At 59.7% G+C, this 17,490-nt stretch carries 16 protein-coding genes; 13 read left to right on the top strand and 3 right to left on the bottom strand.

Going from position 1 to position 17,490, the window contains the following annotated elements:
- Positions 1-288 precede the first annotated feature (288 nt).
- The gene (gene betT, locus N6P30_RS22125; protein ID WP_023293073.1) at positions 289-2,322 is read right to left on the bottom strand and encodes a choline BCCT transporter BetT; all 2,034 of its coding nucleotides are present in this window, start codon (positions 2,320-2,322) and stop codon (positions 289-291) included.
- Positions 2,323-2,450: 128 nt separating this feature from the next.
- Between betT and betI the strand changes: the two genes are divergently transcribed.
- From betI to N6P30_RS22085, 8 genes are all read left to right on the top strand, one after another.
- Positions 2,451-3,038 (top strand): transcriptional regulator BetI, encoded by a 588-nt coding sequence (gene betI / locus N6P30_RS22120; RefSeq protein ID WP_008500977.1) that lies wholly within the window; start codon positions 2,451-2,453, stop codon positions 3,036-3,038.
- A gap of 13 nt (positions 3,039-3,051) precedes the next feature.
- Positions 3,052-4,524: a betaine-aldehyde dehydrogenase gene (gene betB, locus N6P30_RS22115; protein WP_023293074.1), complete on the top strand. Its 1,473-nt coding sequence runs from the start codon at positions 3,052-3,054 to the stop codon at positions 4,522-4,524.
- Between the two features lie 13 nt (positions 4,525-4,537).
- On the top strand, positions 4,538-6,202 hold the full coding sequence (betA, locus tag N6P30_RS22110) for a choline dehydrogenase (protein ID WP_023293075.1): 1,665 nt from the start codon (positions 4,538-4,540) through the stop codon (positions 6,200-6,202).
- Between the two features lie 143 nt (positions 6,203-6,345).
- Positions 6,346-6,909, top strand: coding sequence for a fasciclin domain-containing protein (locus N6P30_RS22105; protein ID WP_023293076.1), 564 nt, complete (start codon positions 6,346-6,348; stop codon positions 6,907-6,909).
- Between the two features lie 43 nt (positions 6,910-6,952).
- Positions 6,953-7,507, top strand: coding sequence for an RNA polymerase sigma factor (locus N6P30_RS22100; RefSeq protein ID WP_023293077.1), 555 nt, complete (start codon positions 6,953-6,955; stop codon positions 7,505-7,507).
- On the top strand, positions 7,504-8,151 hold the full coding sequence (locus N6P30_RS22095; protein WP_023293078.1) for an anti-sigma factor domain-containing protein: 648 nt from the start codon (positions 7,504-7,506) through the stop codon (positions 8,149-8,151). Before N6P30_RS22100 ends, N6P30_RS22095 begins: the two co-directional genes overlap by 4 nt.
- A 272-nt stretch (positions 8,152-8,423) precedes the next feature.
- The gene (locus N6P30_RS22090) at positions 8,424-9,164 is read left to right on the top strand and encodes an SDR family oxidoreductase (RefSeq protein WP_021242632.1); all 741 of its coding nucleotides are present in this window, start codon (positions 8,424-8,426) and stop codon (positions 9,162-9,164) included.
- 33 nt (positions 9,165-9,197) lie between these two features.
- Positions 9,198-10,892: a thiamine pyrophosphate-binding protein gene (locus N6P30_RS22085; RefSeq protein WP_008500969.1), complete on the top strand. Its 1,695-nt coding sequence runs from the start codon at positions 9,198-9,200 to the stop codon at positions 10,890-10,892.
- Between the two features lie 33 nt (positions 10,893-10,925).
- Here N6P30_RS22085 and N6P30_RS22080 read toward each other — a convergent pair whose 3' ends face one another.
- Positions 10,926-11,624 (bottom strand): GNAT family N-acetyltransferase, encoded by a 699-nt coding sequence (locus N6P30_RS22080; RefSeq protein WP_008500968.1) that lies wholly within the window; start codon positions 11,622-11,624, stop codon positions 10,926-10,928.
- A gap of 201 nt (positions 11,625-11,825) precedes the next feature.
- Between N6P30_RS22080 and N6P30_RS22075 the strand changes: the two genes are divergently transcribed.
- The 5 genes from N6P30_RS22075 to N6P30_RS22055 all read left to right on the top strand — a co-directional run bounded on the left by N6P30_RS22075 (position 11,826) and on the right by N6P30_RS22055 (position 16,859).
- A complete protein-coding gene (locus tag N6P30_RS22075; RefSeq protein WP_023293079.1) occupies positions 11,826-13,394 on the top strand; it encodes an ABC transporter substrate-binding protein in 1,569 nt (522 codons plus the stop codon).
- A 98-nt stretch (positions 13,395-13,492) separates the two neighbouring features.
- Complete coding sequence (locus tag N6P30_RS22070) at positions 13,493-14,506, top strand: ABC transporter permease (protein WP_023293080.1); 1,014 nt, start codon at positions 13,493-13,495, stop codon at positions 14,504-14,506.
- Positions 14,506-15,339 (top strand): ABC transporter permease, encoded by an 834-nt coding sequence (locus tag N6P30_RS22065; protein ID WP_023293081.1) that lies wholly within the window; start codon positions 14,506-14,508, stop codon positions 15,337-15,339. Before N6P30_RS22070 ends, N6P30_RS22065 begins: the two co-directional genes overlap by 1 nt.
- Positions 15,332-16,168, top strand: a complete 837-nt coding sequence (locus N6P30_RS22060; RefSeq protein WP_023293082.1) for an ABC transporter ATP-binding protein — start codon at positions 15,332-15,334, stop codon at positions 16,166-16,168. The genes N6P30_RS22065 and N6P30_RS22060 overlap by 8 nt, the downstream gene beginning before the upstream one ends.
- Positions 16,155-16,859, top strand: coding sequence for an ABC transporter ATP-binding protein (locus N6P30_RS22055; RefSeq protein WP_023293083.1), 705 nt, complete (start codon positions 16,155-16,157; stop codon positions 16,857-16,859). Before N6P30_RS22060 ends, N6P30_RS22055 begins: the two co-directional genes overlap by 14 nt.
- A gap of 107 nt (positions 16,860-16,966) precedes the next feature.
- Here N6P30_RS22055 and N6P30_RS22050 read toward each other — a convergent pair whose 3' ends face one another.
- Positions 16,967-17,440: a cold-shock protein gene (locus N6P30_RS22050; RefSeq protein ID WP_008499407.1), complete on the bottom strand. Its 474-nt coding sequence runs from the start codon at positions 17,438-17,440 to the stop codon at positions 16,967-16,969.
- Between the last annotated feature and the right edge of the window lie 50 nt (positions 17,441-17,490).

Raw genomic sequence — 17,490 nt, 5'->3', positions numbered from 1 at the left:
CTAACATGCATGAAGTAGTAGGCCTGCGATTTCGTGGCATTCTATGGAACTATGTTAAAAGCAATATTATTTATGATGATGCATGGATGAAACCTGCGCAGAAAGAAAAACAGAATGGTGAATATAAATAAAGGAAATATTGCCTTTCAGTCCCAAAGTACATTTAACGCCTGATGGCGCTTCGCTTATCAGGCCTATGGTAAACCGGTTTTGTAGGCCGGGTAAGGCATCGCCGCCACCCGGCATGAAGGCAGCGGCGATGCCTTTTTACGTTCTTCACTTCAAGGATCAAACATCCGGGAACATCACGCTATTCCCCGGCGCTTCCCTGTGCAGATGGATAAAGTTCAGGTGCCGTTCATACTGGTCCAGAATGTCCGTTATTACCTGCTCCTTGCTGTAGTCCATCAAATCATTCCCCTGGCTTCCTTCAAGCAGGAAGGTCTCCAGCCGGTAGTAGGTCGATTTCCCGCTGCGCGCCCGGTAGGTAAAGCCGGGGACCGAGTACTGCTGCGGCCAGATCTGGTAGACAAAGTTCTGCTCGTCGCCCATGTGCACCAGCAGATCCAGGTGCCCCAGGGTTTCACCCTCCTCCGGCGGCAGGTTTTTCAGCTCCACGTAGGCGCCACGCAGCTTCAGCTCCTGCGCCACCTCTTCCATTGCCGGGAAGCAGACCGTCTCCATCATCTGTTTGGTGTAGCGCGTGCCCGGGTAGTTCATCAGGCGCGACAGGCGTTTCTTCCAGCTCAGTCTGTCCTGCGCCCCCATCGGACGCGGTGCGGTATCGCGGCTGGCGCTGACGCGGCGGTAATCTTCCACCTTGAGCGATTTATACAGCCCGGCCATCACAAAGAAGATGACGAAGCTGAACGGCAGCCCCATGATCACCGTGGTGTTCTGTAGCGCCGAGATGCCGTTGGTCATCAGCATGCCGAGCGTCAGCAGGCCGATGGCGACCGACCAGAAGATGCGCAGCCAGTTCGGGGCATCGCTGTTGATATCCTTCAGCTTCGAGGTGAAGTTGCCCAGCACCAGCGCGCCGGAATCCGCCGAGGTGACGTAGAACAGCAGGCCGGTAATGGTCGCCACGGAGGCGCTAAAGGTGAACGCCGGGTACTGCGCCAGCAGGCTGTAGAAGCCGCGCTCCGGGTGCGCCATCGCTTCCTGTGCAAAGGTCGCGTTGCCGTGGATAATCTCATGCAGCGCGCTGTTGCCGAACACCGACAGCCACAGCAGGGTAAAGGTGAACGGGATAATCAGCGTGCCCATCACAAACTGGCGGATGGTGCGCCCGCGCGAAATACGCGCCAGGAACAGGCCGACAAACGGCGACCACGCCACCCACCACGCCCAGAAGAACAGCGTCCAGTTGTTCATCCACTCCACCGGACGGTCAAAGGCGAAGCTGTTCAGCGTCATGCCCATAAAGCGGTTCACGTAGTCGCCCACGTTCAGCACTAAGGCATTGAGCAGGAACGAGGTGTCGCCCATAAACAGCACGAACAGGATGAGGCCCAGCGCCAGCGCCACGTTCAGTTCGGAGAGCACGCGGATGCCTTTATCGACGCCCGACGTCACCGAAATGGTGGCAATAATGACGGAGAGCGCAATCAGCGCCGCTTTCGCCGCCATCGAATCCGGAATATCAAACAGCACGCTCAGCCCGTAGTTGAGCTGCACCACGCCAATCCCGAGCGTGGTAGCAATACCGAAGATGGTGCCGATCACCGCCGCGATATCGACGCTATGGCCAATCGGGCCGTTAATCTTTTTACCGAAAATCGGGTACAGCGCGGAGCGAATGGTGAGGGGCAAATTATAACGATAGCTAAAGTATCCCAGCGCCATGCCCATCAGGGCGTACATTGACCAGCCGGTCAGGCCGTAGTGGAACAGCGTCCAGACCATCGACTGGCGCGCGGCCTCCATCGTCTGCCCTGCCCCTTCCGGCGGCTGCATATACTGCGTGACCGGTTCCGCCACGGAGAAGAACATCAGGTCAATGCCGATGCCCGCGGCAAACAGCATCGCGGCCCAGCTCAGCAGGCTGAACTCGGGCTTGGACTGCTCTGGCCCGAGCTTCACGGAGCCGAAGCGCGAGCAGGCAATGCAGACCACAAAGACGATGTAGAGCGTCGCCGCCAGCAGGTAGTACCAGCCAAAGGTCTTTGACACCCAGTTCAGGGTGCGCCCAATCCACTCGGCAGAAAAATCGCGAAAGAAGATCGTTGTCAGGGAAAACAACAAAATCAGCCCGGCGGACGTATAAAAAACGACCGGGTTGATTTTGTCTTTTTCTCTGTCCTGTGAAAGGTCTGTCATCCAGTATCCTCACTGTTTTTGTAACTATTAAAATCCAAATCCGCAACAATTAAGACACATTTTATATTGAACGTCCAATCAAAAACCGCTTTAATGGTTAACCAACGCTGATGAATGGAGTGGCAATAATGCCCAAAGTGGGGATGCAGCCGATCCGGCGCAGGCAGCTTATCGACGCCACGCTGGAAGCAATAAATGAAGTGGGAATGCATGACGCGACGATCGCGCAGATCGCCCGTCGGGCAGGCGTTTCCACGGGGATCATCAGTCACTATTTCAAAGACAAAAATGGTCTGCTGGAAGCGACCATGCGCGACATCACCGGCCAGCTGCGCGATGCGGTATTAAGCCGCCTGCACGCCCTGCCGAACGGCAGCGCGGAGCAGCGTCTGCAGGCGATTGTCGGCGGTAACTTTGATGAAACCCAGGTGAGCAGCGCGGCGATGAAGGCCTGGCTGGCCTTCTGGGCAAGCAGCATGCATCAGCCCATGCTCTACCGCCTGCAGCAGGTGAGCAGCCGCCGCCTGCTGTCGAACCTGGTGTACGAGTTCCGCCGCGAGCTTCCGCGCGAGCAGGCCCAGGAGGCGGGCTACGGGCTGGCGGCGCTGATCGACGGGCTGTGGCTGCGCGCCGCGCTGAGCGGCAAGCCGCTGGATAAGACCCTGGCGCAGTCGCTCACCAGCCACTTTATCAGCCAGCATTTACCGACCGACTAACCGAGGAGAATTTATGTCCCGAATGGCAGAACAGCAGCTTTATATCAATGGTGGTTATACATCCGCCACCAGCGGTCGCACCTTCGAGACCATCAACCCGGCCAACGGTGAAGTCCTGGCGACCGTACAGGCCGCCGGGCGTGAAGACGTCGACCGCGCCGTGGAAAGCGCAAAACGCGGGCAAAAAATCTGGGCGGCGATGACCGCCATGGAGCGCTCCCGCGTTCTGCGTCGCGCCGTCGACATCCTGCGCGAGCGCAACGACGAGCTGGCAAAGCTGGAAACCCTCGACACCGGTAAAGCGTATTCCGAAACTTCCACCGTCGACATCGTCACCGGCGCGGACGTGCTGGAGTACTACGCGGGGCTGATCCCGGCGCTGGAAGGCAGCCAGATCCCCTTGCGCGAGACCTCATTCGTCTATACCCGCCGCGAGCCGCTGGGCGTGGTGGCGGGCATCGGCGCGTGGAACTACCCGATCCAGATCGCCCTATGGAAATCGGCCCCGGCGCTGGCGGCAGGTAACGCGATGATCTTCAAGCCGAGCGAAGTGACGCCGCTTACCGCCCTGAAGCTTGCCGAGATCTACACCGAAGCGGGCCTGCCGGACGGCGTATTTAACGTCCTGCCGGGCGTAGGCGCGGAGACCGGCCAGTACCTGACCGAGCATCCGGGCATCGCCAAAGTCTCCTTTACCGGCGGCGTCGCCAGCGGCAAAAAAGTGATGGCCAACTCGGCGGCCTCGTCCCTGAAAGAGGTGACGATGGAGCTGGGCGGTAAATCGCCGCTGATTATTTTCGACGATGCGGATCTGGATCTCGCGGCGGACATCGCCATGATGGCCAACTTCTTCAGCTCCGGCCAGGTGTGCACCAACGGCACCCGCGTGTTTGTCCCGGCTAAGTTCAAAGCCGCGTTTGAGCAGAAAATCGTTGAGCGCGTGGGCCGCATCCGCGCGGGCGATCTGTTCGATGGAGCTACCAACTTTGGCCCGATGGTCAGCTTCCCGCACCGCGACAGCGTGATGCGCTACATCGCCAAAGGCAAAGAGGAAGGCGCGCGCGTGCTGTGCGGCGGCGACGTGCTGAAGGGCGAAGGCTTCGATAACGGCGCGTGGGTGGCCCCAACCGTGTTCACCGACTGCACCGACGAGATGACCATCGTGCGCGAAGAGATCTTCGGCCCGGTGATGTCCATCCTCACCTATGAGTCCATTGAGGAAGCGATTCGCCGCGCCAACGACACCGACTACGGGCTGGCGGCAGGCATCGTCACGACCGACCTGAACCGCGCCCACGGCGCCATTCATCAGCTCGAAGCGGGCATCTGCTGGATCAACACCTGGGGTGAATCCGCCGCAGAGATGCCGGTCGGCGGCTACAAGCACTCCGGCATTGGCCGCGAGAACGGCGTGATGACGCTGCAGAGCTACACCCAGGTGAAGTCCATCCAGGTTGAGATGGGTAAATTCCAGTCCATATTTTAACCGGGAGGTTTATTTGCAATTTGACTACATCATTATCGGGGCCGGCTCTGCCGGCAACGTGCTGGCTACACGACTGACTGAAGATCCGAACACCACCGTCCTGCTGCTTGAAGCGGGCGGACCGGATTACCGATTTGACTTCCGCACCCAGATGCCCGCCGCGCTGGCGTTCCCGCTGCAGGGCAAGCGCTACAACTGGGCGTACGAAACCGAGCCAGAACCCTTCATGAACAACCGCCGCATGGAGTGCGGACGCGGCAAAGGGCTGGGCGGCTCGTCATTGATCAACGGCATGTGCTACATCCGCGGTAACGCGATGGACCTCGACCACTGGGCGAAAGAGCCGGGCCTGGAGCACTGGAGCTACCTCAACTGCCTGCCCTACTACCGCAAGGCAGAGACCCGCGACGTGGGGCCGAACGACTACCACGGCGGCGACGGTCCGGTGAGCGTTACCACCTCGAAACCGGGCGTGAACCCGCTGTTCGAGGCGATGGTGGAGGCGGGCGTGCAGGCGGGCTATCCGCGCACCGACGATCTCAACGGCTATCAGCAGGAGGGCTTCGGCCCGATGGACCGCACGGTCACGCCGCAGGGCCGACGCGCCAGCACCGCGCGCGGCTATCTGGATCAGGCGAAACCGCGTCCGAACCTGACCATCCGCACCCACGCCATGACCGATCGCATCCTCTTTGAGGGCAAACGCGCGGTGGGCGTCGAGTGGCTGGAGGGTGAAAGCACCATCCCATCCAAAGCGACGGCAAAAAAAGAAGTGCTGCTGAGCGCCGGGGCGATTGCCTCCCCGCAGATCCTCCAGCGCTCCGGCGTGGGCAACGCTGACCTGCTGAAGCAGTTCGATATCCCGCTGGTACATGATTTACCCGGCGTGGGGGAAAACCTGCAGGATCACCTGGAGATGTACCTCCAGTACGAATGTAAAGAGCCGGTCTCCCTCTACCCTGCCCTGCAGTGGTGGAACCAGCCGAAGATTGGCGCGGAGTGGCTGTTTGGCGGCACCGGCATAGGTGCGAGCAACCACTTCGAAGCGGGCGGGTTTATCCGCAGCCGCGAGGAGTTTGAGTGGCCAAACATTCAGTACCACTTCCTGCCGGTGGCGATTAACTACAACGGCTCGAACGCGGTGAAAGAACATGGCTTCCAGTGCCACGTCGGCTCCATGCGCTCCCCGAGCCGTGGACACGTGCGCATCCAGTCGCGCGATCCGCACCAGCATCCGGCGATTCTGTTCAACTATATGTCCCACGAGCAGGACTGGCAGGAGTTCCGCGACGCGATCCGCATCACCCGCGAGATCATGCACCAGCCCGCGCTGGACAAGTACCGCGGCCGTGAAATCAGCCCGGGCATTGACTGCCAGACCGACGAGCAGCTGGACGAGTTTGTGCGTAACCACGCCGAAACCGCCTTCCATCCGTGCGGCACCTGCAAGATGGGTTACGACGAGATGGCGGTGGTCGACGGTGAAGGCCGCGTTCACGGGCTGGAAGGGCTGCGCGTGGTGGATGCGTCGATTATGCCGCAGATCATCACCGGCAACCTGAACGCCACCACCATTATGATTGGCGAGAAGATTGCCGACGCCATTCGCGGTCGCGAGCCGCTGGCGAAGAGCACGGCGGCGTATTATGTGGCGAACGGGGCACCGGTGAGACGCTAAGTCATTTGCCCTCTCCCCACCGGGGAGAGGGAATTCACTTCCCCGCCACAAATTTATTTTCATTTCCCTGCATCCAGTTTCCCCCCGCCCCTCGTATATGAGTATGTGAGCAACGCCTTTGCTCCTTAATCCGAGGATAAATGATGAAAAAGCTACTCAGTGTTGCATTCGTATCCAGCGCGATACTCTTCTGTGCAGGCGCATCAGCAGCCATGACGTCAGACACCGTGATAGTGGGCGGAGCGGCGATGTTCCCGAGCAAAAATATCGTTGAAAACGCCGTGAACTCGAAAGATCACACTACGCTGGTGGCCGCCGTCAAAGCGGCCGGGCTGGTGGATACGCTCCAGAGCAAAGGGCCCTTCACCGTGTTTGCCCCAACCAATGCGGCGTTTGCGAAATTGCCTGCCGGCACGGTCGAGAACCTGGTCAAACCCGAAAACAAAGCCACGCTCACCAGCATCCTCACCTATCACGTGGTCGCCGGTAATTACGATATGAAAGCGCTGGAGCAGAAAATTAAACAGGGCGGCGGCCACGCGGAGCTGCAGACCGTTAACGGTCAACCGCTGTGGATCATGAGCAACGGCCCGCACAATATTCAGCTCAAGGACGGTAAAGGTAACGTGGCGAACATCAGCACCTACGACGTCCATCAGAAAAATGGCGTGATCGATGTGATTGATACCGTCCTGATGCCTAAGTAGTTGTCTATACTTCGGAAGTGTGACGTTGCCTTCCGGGAAAAACATGGATAACGCGCTGGCTGAACAGCAGTTGAAATTAATGCAGGCGATCGCTAACGGCGATCGCCGCGCATTTGAACAGCTTTACCGACTCACATCGCCTCACCTGTTTGCCGTTGCGCTGCGCATGCTGCGCGACCGCGCCTGGGCAGAAGAGATCCTGCACGACTGTTTTGTCACCGTCTGGAGTAAAGCCGAAACCTATAACGCTACCCTGAGCTCCCCGATGACCTGGCTTACGCATATTGTTCGCAACCGCTGTATTGACTGGCTGCGCAGCGGGCAAACCCGGGCTGCAGCCCGTGAAGAGGCGTATTCGGAAGATTTTCTGCTGAGCGAAAGCGATGAGCAGAATAACTGGCACGACGATGCGCAGGCAGAGCGGCTCAGGCAGTGTCTCGAACATTTGAGCAGCGAGCAGCGCCAGAGCATTACGCTCGCCTACTATCAAGGCATGTCCCACAGCGACATTGCCGACTGGCTCCAGCAGCCTGTAGGCTCGGTGAAAAGCTGGATACGTCGGGCAATGGACCATCTTCGGGAGTGTGTCGGGCTATGAATGACGCAGAAAAACGCGATGACATGCTGGCAGCAGAGTATGCCCTCGGCACGCTGCGGGGAGGAGCACGGCTTCAGTTCCAGAAAAGGGTTGCCCATGAACCCGCTCTGGCCGCCCGCGTGGCGTACTGGCAGGACATGTTCAGCACGCTGGATAGTCATCTTGTGCCCGTCCCTCCACCCGAGACGGTGTGGAAAAGAATCGCCCTCGATCTGCCGCCCAAAAAGCCTTTACGCAAAAGTCGGCCTTATGTCGGCTGGATGGTTGCGGCCTCCCTCGCCGCCCTGTCGGTCGTTGCCTGGTATGCCACCCGTACACCGGAACTCGTTCCGCTGATCGTCCTCAACGATGCCCAACAGCACGGGGAATGGGTCGTCAGCGCGGATGCCAGCCGCCAGCACCTGAGCATTGCCCCTCTTCGGCCGACGGCCGTCGCGGCGCAACACAGCCTCCAGCTTTGGCTGATCCCAGGCGGGCAGGCGCCGGTCTCCATGGGGCTGCTGCATAACGACATACCGACACGCGTCACCCTCAGGAACACAACCCTCCCTCCTGACGCCACGATAGCCATAAGCCTTGAACCAGCGGGCGGATCGCCCACTGGACTCCCCACAGGCCCGGTGCTTTACAGTGGCAAATTGTAATCTCAGGTCCTGTTCGCAGGGCCGCTATCGTGACCCCATTTCATTTATATACTATTCTCGGTTACCTATAAGAATTAAATATCAAGCCTGTAATTAATGTAATTATTAAAATACGACATTGACAGACTCTTCCATACTCCATTAAGTTTTAAACGAACATCATTTTATTTCCGATACACAATATATCAAAAACCGCGTTAATGAATTTGTCATTATTCATTAACGCTTCTCTGCCTTTTATTTTTTGCATCACTCAATAGCGAGATAAGATCATGAATAATAGTGCAAACAAGGTTGTTGTTATTACCGGTGCCAGCAGCGGTATTGGTCAGGCGATTGCCCTCCATTTAGCGAATAACGCGTTTTCGCTGGTGCTGGTGGCGCGCCGTCTGGACAGAATTAATGCCCTGGTGGATCAGATTATTCAGCAAGGCGGCAAGGCGATAGCCGTGAAGGCCGATGTCACCCGTCAGGAAGAGGTTCAGCGCGCCATTGACGCTGCCGTTGCCGCCTACCAGCGCGTGGATGTGCTAATCAACAACGCGGGCTTTATGGCTATCGCCCCCTTGAGCGAGCTGAAAACCGACGAATGGGACAAGATGATTGACACCAATCTGAAAGGGGTGCTGTACGGCATCGCGGCCGCGTGGCCGGTGTTCCAGCGTCAGGGCAGCGGACATTTTATTAACGTTGCCTCCGTCGCGGGCATCAAGGTGCTGGCACCTGGCGGCGTGGTGTACAGCGCCACAAAATTCGCCGTCCGCGCGCTGAGTGAAGGCTTACGTCAGGAGGCGGGTAAAACTATCCGCACGACGCTTATTTCGCCCGGCGCCGTCGAAAGCGAACTGCAATTCGGCAGCTCTGACGAAGAGAGTAAAAAATTTCTCCATGAGTTTTATAAGCAGGCTATTCCGGCTGACGCAATTGCCCGCGCGGTTTTATTTGCCATAGAACAGCCTGGCGACGTTGATATTAATGAAATTGTTGTGCGTCCGACGCAGGAAGAATTTTAGCCTGGGTTAAATAATACTGAATGAGGTGTCAGTATGATTAAATCATTAACGTCCTTATCAGATCTCAATATGCGAACGGGTGCCGATATTCTTCTTGAAGTGCTGGAGAGTGAAGGCGTGGAATATATTTTTGGCAACCCCGGCACCACCGAGCTTCCTCTGATTGATGCCCTGCTTCGCCATGAAAATATTCACTATATTCTGGCGCTTCAGGAGAGCACCGTGGTGGCGATTGCCGACGGCTACGCGAAAGCCTCCGGCAAAACGGGCTTTATCAATTTGCATACCGCGAGCGGCCTGGGGCACGGCATGGGGAATCTCATTAATTCGCGGATCATGAAAACCCCGCTGGTGGTGACCGTTGGACAGCAGGATACGCGGCACTACGTCCGCGACCCGCTGCTGTATGACGATATTGTGTCCATCGGCTCTCCGGTCATGAAGTGGGCGCAGGAGGTCACCAGCGCCGACCAGCTCCCGGTGCTGGTACGCCGCGCGTTTCACGCTGCCAGCTATCCTCCTGGCGGCCCGGTGCTGCTCTCCCTGCCGATGAACGTGATGGAAGAGCTGAGCGACGCCGGAATACAGACGGCGTCGAGAGTGAACTACCACACCGTGGCGGGCTCGCTGGACGAGCTGGCGGAGGCGCTCAGCGAGATCGCGCCGGGCAGGATCATGATTGTGGCGGGCGATGAGGTGCACTCCAGCGGCTCGACGCAGGAGATTGTCGAGCTGGCGGAAGCGCTCAGCGCCCACGTCTACGGCTCCTCCTGGCCGCTGAATTTGCCTTTTCCCACTCAGCACGCGCTCTGGCGGGGCAATATGCCCACCACCGCCAGCGAAATCGCCAGCATCATCAATGCCTACGATGCCGTATTCATCATCGGCGGCAGAAGCCTGATCACCATTTTGTACAGCGAGGGCGAGGCCATTCCGGCGACCTGCGCGGTGTACCAGCTCTCGGCGGATATGCACGAGCTTGGCCGCACCTATGCCACTCGCCTTTCGGTGATGGGGGATATCAAACTGTCCCTGCACGAACTGCTGCCAAAACTTAAGCAGCGCCTGATCGCCAGCACGCTGGCCCACCAGCGGCTGCTGGTGGCGGCCCGCGACGAACGAGAGAAGGAGTGGCAGCAGCAGGAAGAACGGCTCGCCGCCGAGCGGCTACGCCCGGCCCTTTCGCCGATGGTCGCAGCCTGGGAAGTCATCCGATCCATTCCGGCGGGTACCACCATCGTGGATGAGGCGATAGCGACCGCCAGGCATGTCCGCCGGTTCATCTCTGACCAGCAGCACCAGCGCTACTACTTTATGCGCGGCGGCGGACTGGGCTGGGGGATGCCCGCAGCAGTAGGTCACTCGCTGGGGCTGGGCCGCGAGCCGGTAGTGTGTTTAGTTGGAGACGGAGCCTCCCTCTACTCGCCGCAGGCGCTCTGGACGGCGGCACACGAAAATCTGCCGGTCACCTTTATCGTCATGAATAACAGGGAGTACAACATCCTGAAAAACTTTATGAAGAGCCAGGCTGACTACAGCTCAACGCGGCTGGGGCGTTTTATCGGGATGGACCTGGTGAACCCGCATATCGATTTTCAGTCGCTGGCCACCGCCATGGGCGTCCACTGCTGCCGGGTGACCGAGGCTGCCGATATCGCCGAAGCGGTAACGCGCGGCCTGCAGTCAGGAAAAACCAACCTGATTGAAATCGCGATTTCCGCGGATTAACCGCGCGTTTACGCTGTACCCTACATAAAAAACTTATAACCGAAACGCCTCAAGCCGCTTTATCTGCCGCCCTTCCTCGTCAAAATTCTCTGCCGCCAGCCAGGCGCGCAGCTCCGCGTCTCTTTGCGGCCATTCGCCGTCAATAATAGAAAGCATATCGCTGTCGCGGTTGCGCCCTTTACGCACCAGCTTCTGGCGCAGGCGTCCTTCCCAGACAAACCCCAGCCGCTCCGCCGCCCTGCGCGACGCCACGTTCATGGAATCGCACTTCCACTCGAGGCGCCGGTAGCCGTGCTCAAACGCATTTTTCAGCAGCAGCCATACCGTTTCGGTGCCGATGCGGGAACCTTTCATTTTGCGCGACCAGGTGACGTGACCAATTTCCACCGAGCCCAACAGCCGCTCGTTAGCCATATAGCTCACCAGCCCCACCGCCCGTTCGGTGCGTAAGTCAATGACGGCAAACGGCACCAGCTCATCGTCCATGACCTTCGCCATGATCCAGTGCGCGGTGGCTTCCACGCTCGTGGGCTGCGTGCTGGCAAGCCACGTCCAGTCGCTGTCGTCTCCCAGCGCGTAGGCCTCAAAGAGATCGGCCGCGTGGCGATCGGCGTCCAGCGGCTCCAGGCGACAATACTGGCCGAACAGCGGCGTGCGGGTTAACGCGCGCGCGCCCTTCCAGTCGGGAACGATATCGTTAACGGTTTGACCATGTTGATTGATTTCGGGCACGGCGGTGACTCCCTGAAAGGTAAGGCATTTGTTATAGCAGGTTAAAAAGCAGGCGAAAAGCCGCGTGTTTTAATAGCCCGAGCGCATGCGATATTCCCGGAAGGCATAAGTAAAGCTGAATTTCGACTTTGTGGAATGTCACAGTCGCCCTAACGTAGCGGAGCATAAAACAATCACAATATATTCTTCTCAGGGATCGCTATGACAAAAAAACTGTTGCCGTTACTGGTGCTGGCTGCGCTCTCAGGCGCCGCTCACGCCGCTACGCCGCCCAACACGCTGGTGGTTGCCCAGGGGCTTGATGACATCGTGAGCCTCGACCCGGCCGAAGCCAACGAGCTCTCCAGCATCCAGACCGTGCCGAGCCTGTACCAGCGTCTGGTGCAGTCGGACCGCGATAATCCGGAAAAAATCACGCCGATTCTGGCAGAAAGCTGGGACGCGGACGCGGCAGCAAAAACCCTGACCATCAAGCTTAAACCCGATGCAAAATTCGCCTCCGGCAACCCGCTGCGCCCGGAAGACGCGATCTTCTCTTATACCCGCGCCGTGACGCTGAACAAATCCCCGGCCTTTATCCTCAACGTGCTGGGCTGGGACGCGAGCAACATCGCCAGCCAGCTGAAAAAGGTGGACGATCATACCCTCCAGCTTCACTGGACGGCGGACGTTAGCCCCTCGGTGGCGCTGAATATCCTCTCCACGCCGATAGCCTCCATCGTCGATGAAAAGCAGGTCGCCGCAAACGTCAAGGATAATGACTTCGGTAACGCGTGGCTGAAAATGCACTCGGCGGGCAGCGGCGCCTTCAAAATGCGCGTCTATCAGCCGCATCAGGCCATCGTGCTGGAAGCTAACGACGCCGCGCCCGGCGGCGCGCCGAAGCTCAAAAGCATCATCATTAAAAACGTCCCCGATCCGGCTTCACGCCGCCTGCTGATCCAGCAGGGGGATGCGGACGTGGCGCGCGATCTGGGTGCAGACCAGATTAGCGCCCTGGACGGCAAGCCGGGCGTGAAGGTACTGAGCATCCCGTCTGCGGAGCAGAATTACCTGGTGTTTAACACCGGCAACAGCGCCAATCCGCTGCTGAACAACCCGGCGTTCTGGGAAGCGTCGCGCTGGCTGGTCGACTATGACGGCATCACGAAGAACCTGCTGAAAGGCCAGTATTTTGTTCACCAGAGCTTCCTGCCGGTCGGCCTGCCGGGCGCGCTGGAAGACAATCCGTTTAAATTTGATCCGGCAAAAGCGAAGGCAATCCTCGCCAAAGCGGGCATTAAGGACGCGCACTTCACGCTGGACGTGGAGAACAAGCCGCCGTTTATCACGATTGCCCAGTCGATGCAGGCGAGCTTTGCGCAGGGTGGCGTGAAGGTGGATCTGCTGCCTGCCGCCGGGAGCCAGGTCTATGCCCGCGTGCGCGCGAAGCAGCATCAGGCGGCGATCCGTCTGTGGATCCCGGACTACTTCGATGCGCACTCCAACGCCAGCGCCTTCGCGTGGAACGACGGGAAGTCCAGCACCGTGGCCGGTCTGAACGGCTGGAAAATTCCGGAGCTGAACAAGGCCACGCTGGCGGCGGTAGCCGAGCCGGATCCGGCGAAACGTCTGGATCTGTACAAGAAGATGCAGGAACAGCTGCAGCAGAGCTCGCCGTACGTGTTCGTCGATCAGGGCAAAACCCAGATCGTGGTGCGCGATAACGTGAAGGGGTATCAGCAGGGGCTGAACGCGGATATGGTCTGGTACGATCGCGTCACGAAGTAGCCCTTGTTGCCGGGTGGCGCTGCGCTTACCCGGCCTGTGTTCTCGGTTTTTGTAGGCCGGGTAAGGCGAAGCCGCCACCCGGCATGAAGAGATTTTCCATGCCACATCTTTCCACCCGCGTGCTTCAGGGTCTGCTGACCCTGCTGCTGACGCTCTTCGGGCTGCTGCTGGTCACGTTTGCGCTCTCGGCGTTTTCACCGGTCGATCGCGTGCTGCAGATCGTCGGCGATCACGCCAGCCAGTCAACGTACGATCAGGTTCGCCACCAGCTCGGGCTGGATCGTCCCCTGCCCGTGCAGTTCTGGCACTACCTGCAAAACCTTGCCCACGGGGATTTAGGCACCGCCAGCGCCACCGGGCAGCCGGTGCTGCAGGATCTGCTGCACGCCTTCCCCGCCACGCTGGAGCTGGCAACGCTGGCGCTAATTATCGGCACGATACTCGGCGTGATTGCGGGTGTGCTGTGCGCCCGCTACGCCGGTTCGCCACTGGACTTAGCGATCAGAACGCTCACCCTGCTCGGCAACTCGGTGCCGATTTTCTGGCTTGGCCTGCTGATGCTGGCCCTGTTCTACGCGAAGCTGCAGTGGAGCGTGGGCCCCGGCAGGCTGGACGACATCTGGCAGTTTACCGTCGAGCCGCGCACCGGCTTTGCGCTGATAGATACCTGGCTTTCCGGCGATCGCGAGGCGTTTCGCAACGCCATCAGCCACCTGGTGCTGCCGGTGCTGCTGCTGGCGTACTACTCGCTGGCGAGCATTACCCGTCTGACCCGCTCCGCCTGCCTCAGCGAAATGAACAAGGAGTACATCCTGCTTGCCCGCGCCAAGGGCGCCGGGGAGATGACCATTCTGCTGCGCCACGTGCTGCCGAACATTCGCAGCACCCTGCTGACGGTGATCGCCCTGGCCTATACCAGCATGCTGGAAGGTGCGGTATTAACAGAGACCGTCTTCTCGTGGCCGGGCATCGGACGCTATCTCACCACCGCCCTGTTCGCCGGAGACACCACCGCGGTCATGGGCGGCACGCTGCTGATTGGCGTCTGCTTTGTGCTGATCAATAACCTTACCGACCTGCTTGTGCGGGCGACCGATCCCAGGGTGCGCTGATGCCGTTTTATCTCTTCTTACGCCGCCTGCGCCGCTCCCCTGCCGCCGTTTGCGGGCTGATTGCCCTCGCGCTGCTGGTGTTTATTGCCCTGTTCGCGCCCTGGCTGGTACCGGTTGATCCGAACTGGCAGGACGCCGCCGCGCGCCTGCAGGCACCGAACGACCAGCACTGGCTGGGCACCGACAGCTACGGGCGCGATCTGCTCTCGCGCCTGATTTACGGCACCCGTCCGGCGCTCGGGCTGGTGGCCTTAGTCACCGTTATCACCCTGCCCGCCGGGCTGCTGGTGGGGATCCTGTCCGGCTACTACGGCGGCTGGCTGGAGCGAGTCCTGATGCGCTTTACCGACGTGGTGATGTCGATGCCGCGCCTGATCCTCGCCTTCGCGTTTGTGGCGATGCTCGGCCCGGGGCTGGTCAACGGTGCGCTGGCGCTGGCCTTAACCACCTGGCCGGCCTACGCGCGTCAGGCCCGGAGCGAGATTCAGCGTCTGCGCCACAGCGATTATCTGGCCGCCGCGGAGATGATGGGGATCCGCGGCCCGCGCCTGCTGGTCGGCCATATTCTGCCCCTGTGCCTGCCGTCCGCGATTGTGCGGCTGGCGCTGGATCTGGCGGGGATTATTCTGGCCGCCGCCGGTCTCGGCTTCCTCGGCCTTGGCGCGCGTCCGCCCATGGCCGAATGGGGCGCGATGATTGCTGACGGCATGCAGGTCATTTTCGACCAGTGGTGGATTGCCGCTATTCCGGGCGGAGCGATTCTGTTTGCCAGCCTGGCCTTTAACCTGTTAGGCGATGGCCTGCGCGACGTACTGGAGCCACAGCATGACTGAACACCGCGTCATCGTCGATGCGCTGAATATCGACTACCCCGCCGCACGCGTGGTCAACAACCTGAGCTTTACGCTTGGCAACGAGCGGCTGGCGCTGGTAGGGGAATCCGGCTCCGGCAAGTCCATGTCCGCCCGCGCCCTGATGGGTCTGGTGCGTAAACCCGGTATCGTAAGCGCCAACCGGCTTAACGTGCTGGGCAACGATCTGCTGACCCTGAACGCCCGTCGCTGGCAGGCGCTGCGCGGCAACGGGATTGCGATGGTCCTGCAGGATCCGCGTTACGCCCTTAACCCCGTCAAAAGCGTCGCCGCCCAGCTTGATGAGGCGCTGACCCTGCATCAACGCCTGCCGCGTCCGGAACGTGCGGCGCGCATTCACGACATCCTCCCCGCCGTCGGGCTGAGCGAGAACGTGCTGTCACGCTATCCCGGCGAACTTTCCGGAGGCATGGGCCAGCGGGTGATGATTGCGATGGCGCTGATCAACAACCCGCAGGTGCTGATTGCCGACGAACCGACCTCCGCGCTGGACGCCCGCCTGCGCAACCAGATCCTCGAGCTGCTCGTGCAGCAGTGCGAAGAACGCCAGATGGCGATGCTGCTCATCAGCCACGATCTGCCGCTGGTGGCGGAGCACTGCGACCGCGTGCTGGTGATGTATCAGGGCGAAAAGGTCGATCAGATGGCGGCAAGCCGGCTCCCGCAGGCGACGCATCCGTACACGCGCACCCTGTGGACCTGTCGTCCAGACGCCGATACCTATGGGCAGATGCTGCCGACGCTCGACCGTTCGCAGCCGTGGAAGGAGGCCAGCGATGGCGATCGTTGAGGTTAACCAGGTGCAGGTCGCCTTCGGGGAAAAAACGGCGGTTTCGGCCGCCAGCTTTAGCATTGAGAAAGGCGAGACGTTCAGCCTGATCGGTGAATCCGGCTGCGGGAAATCGACTATTCTGCGCGTGCTGGCGGGGCTGCAGCGCGAGTGGCGCGGAAGTATTGCGCTACTGGGAGAAGCGTTAACGCCAGGGCGACGCTTTGAAGGCGAGCTTCGCCGCAACGTGCAGATGGTGTTTCAGGATCCGTGGGCGTCGCTGCACCCGAACCACACGATTTCTCGCACGCTGTCGGAGCCGTTGAACATTCGCGGCGAGACGCAGGTCGCGGAGAAGGTGGCCAATGCGCTGCACGAGGTGGGGCTCTCCGCCGACGCGGGCAGGCGCTATCCGCACCAGCTTTCCGGCGGCCAGCGTCAGCGCGTTGCGATTGCCCGGGCGCTGCTGCTGCGCCCGCAGCTACTGCTGCTGGACGAGCCGACCTCGGCGCTGGATATGTCGGTGCAGGCGGAAATCCTGAACCTGCTTAACCGCCTGAAGGCCGAGCATGAGATGACCTATCTGCTGGTGAGCCACGACGCGGACGTGATTGCCCATATGTCCGACCGGGCGGCATTGATGGCGCACGGGAAGATCCAGAAGGTGTTTAACCGTGAGGCGATGTTACGGGGCGAGCACAGGATGGGTTAAGTGCGTGCGGCGGTGCCCGGTGGCGCTGCGCTTACCGGGCCTACGTTTCGTGCCGCGTTGATGGTTTTTCGTAGGCCGGGTAAGGCGTGCCGCCACCCGGCAAACAATTACTTCAGCAGCTTCACCGTGGCATCGATGTCGATCTCATCTTCGGTGAAGATCAGCGTCGTATTCTGGAAGGTGGTGATCGCCAGCTTCTTCACCGTGCGCATTTCGCCCGGCTTTTTATCGGATTTTGGCTTGATGCTGTTCATCAGCAGGCCCACCGACAGCACCGCGTTCTCTTTGTCGATTTTGGTATCAACGGGCTCTTCTTCGCTGAACACCACGAAGGATTTGATCGAGGTGAGCTTTACGCGCTCGCCTGCGATATAGAGATGTTTGCTTTCGGGGATCACCTTCACCGCGTAGGCGGAAAGGCCTTTGTTGTTGGTGGTAGGCTCGAAGGTCACCGCGGCATCTTTCTTAATCAGATCGGGGTTCGCGACCTTAATCACATGAAAATAGCGGTTGTCGCCGTTTTCATCTTTGATAAATCCAAAGCCTTTATCTTTAAACCACGTTGTGATTGTACCGTTCATCGCTGTTACCGCCTGTCAGATCGTAATGACTAAAGTTTTGCAGCGCGCAG

It is taken from the genome of Enterobacter sp. PL1 (assembly GCF_945957325.1).
GTDB lineage: Bacteria > Pseudomonadota > Gammaproteobacteria > Enterobacterales > Enterobacteriaceae > Enterobacter > Enterobacter roggenkampii.
Note: the sequence above shows the minus strand (reverse complement) of the source record. Positions and strands in the feature narration are given on the sequence as shown.

Excerpts from the sequence above, each read along its gene's own strand:
- N6P30_RS22070 (WP_023293080.1), top strand. The coding sequence starts at position 13,493 with ATGCCACATCTTTCCACCCGCGTGCTTCAGGGTCTGCTGACCCTGCTG.
- N6P30_RS22055 (WP_023293083.1), top strand. The coding sequence starts at position 16,155 with ATGGCGATCGTTGAGGTTAACCAGGTGCAGGTCGCCTTCGGGGAAAAA.
- N6P30_RS22095 (WP_023293078.1), top strand. The coding sequence starts at position 7,504 with ATGAATGACGCAGAAAAACGCGATGACATGCTGGCAGCAGAGTATGCC.
- N6P30_RS22090 (WP_021242632.1), top strand. The coding sequence starts at position 8,424 with ATGAATAATAGTGCAAACAAGGTTGTTGTTATTACCGGTGCCAGCAGC.
- betT (WP_023293073.1), bottom strand. The coding sequence starts at position 2,322 with ATGACAGACCTTTCACAGGACAGAGAAAAAGACAAAATCAACCCGGTC.
- betB (WP_023293074.1), top strand. The coding sequence starts at position 3,052 with ATGTCCCGAATGGCAGAACAGCAGCTTTATATCAATGGTGGTTATACA.
- N6P30_RS22100 (WP_023293077.1), top strand. The coding sequence starts at position 6,953 with ATGGATAACGCGCTGGCTGAACAGCAGTTGAAATTAATGCAGGCGATC.
- N6P30_RS22085 (WP_008500969.1), top strand. The coding sequence starts at position 9,198 with ATGATTAAATCATTAACGTCCTTATCAGATCTCAATATGCGAACGGGT.
- N6P30_RS22105 (WP_023293076.1), top strand. The coding sequence starts at position 6,346 with ATGAAAAAGCTACTCAGTGTTGCATTCGTATCCAGCGCGATACTCTTC.
- N6P30_RS22050 (WP_008499407.1), bottom strand. The coding sequence starts at position 17,440 with ATGAACGGTACAATCACAACGTGGTTTAAAGATAAAGGCTTTGGATTT.
- N6P30_RS22065 (WP_023293081.1), top strand. The coding sequence starts at position 14,506 with ATGCCGTTTTATCTCTTCTTACGCCGCCTGCGCCGCTCCCCTGCCGCC.
- betI (WP_008500977.1), top strand. The coding sequence starts at position 2,451 with ATGCCCAAAGTGGGGATGCAGCCGATCCGGCGCAGGCAGCTTATCGAC.
- N6P30_RS22060 (WP_023293082.1), top strand. The coding sequence starts at position 15,332 with ATGACTGAACACCGCGTCATCGTCGATGCGCTGAATATCGACTACCCC.
- N6P30_RS22075 (WP_023293079.1), top strand. The coding sequence starts at position 11,826 with ATGACAAAAAAACTGTTGCCGTTACTGGTGCTGGCTGCGCTCTCAGGC.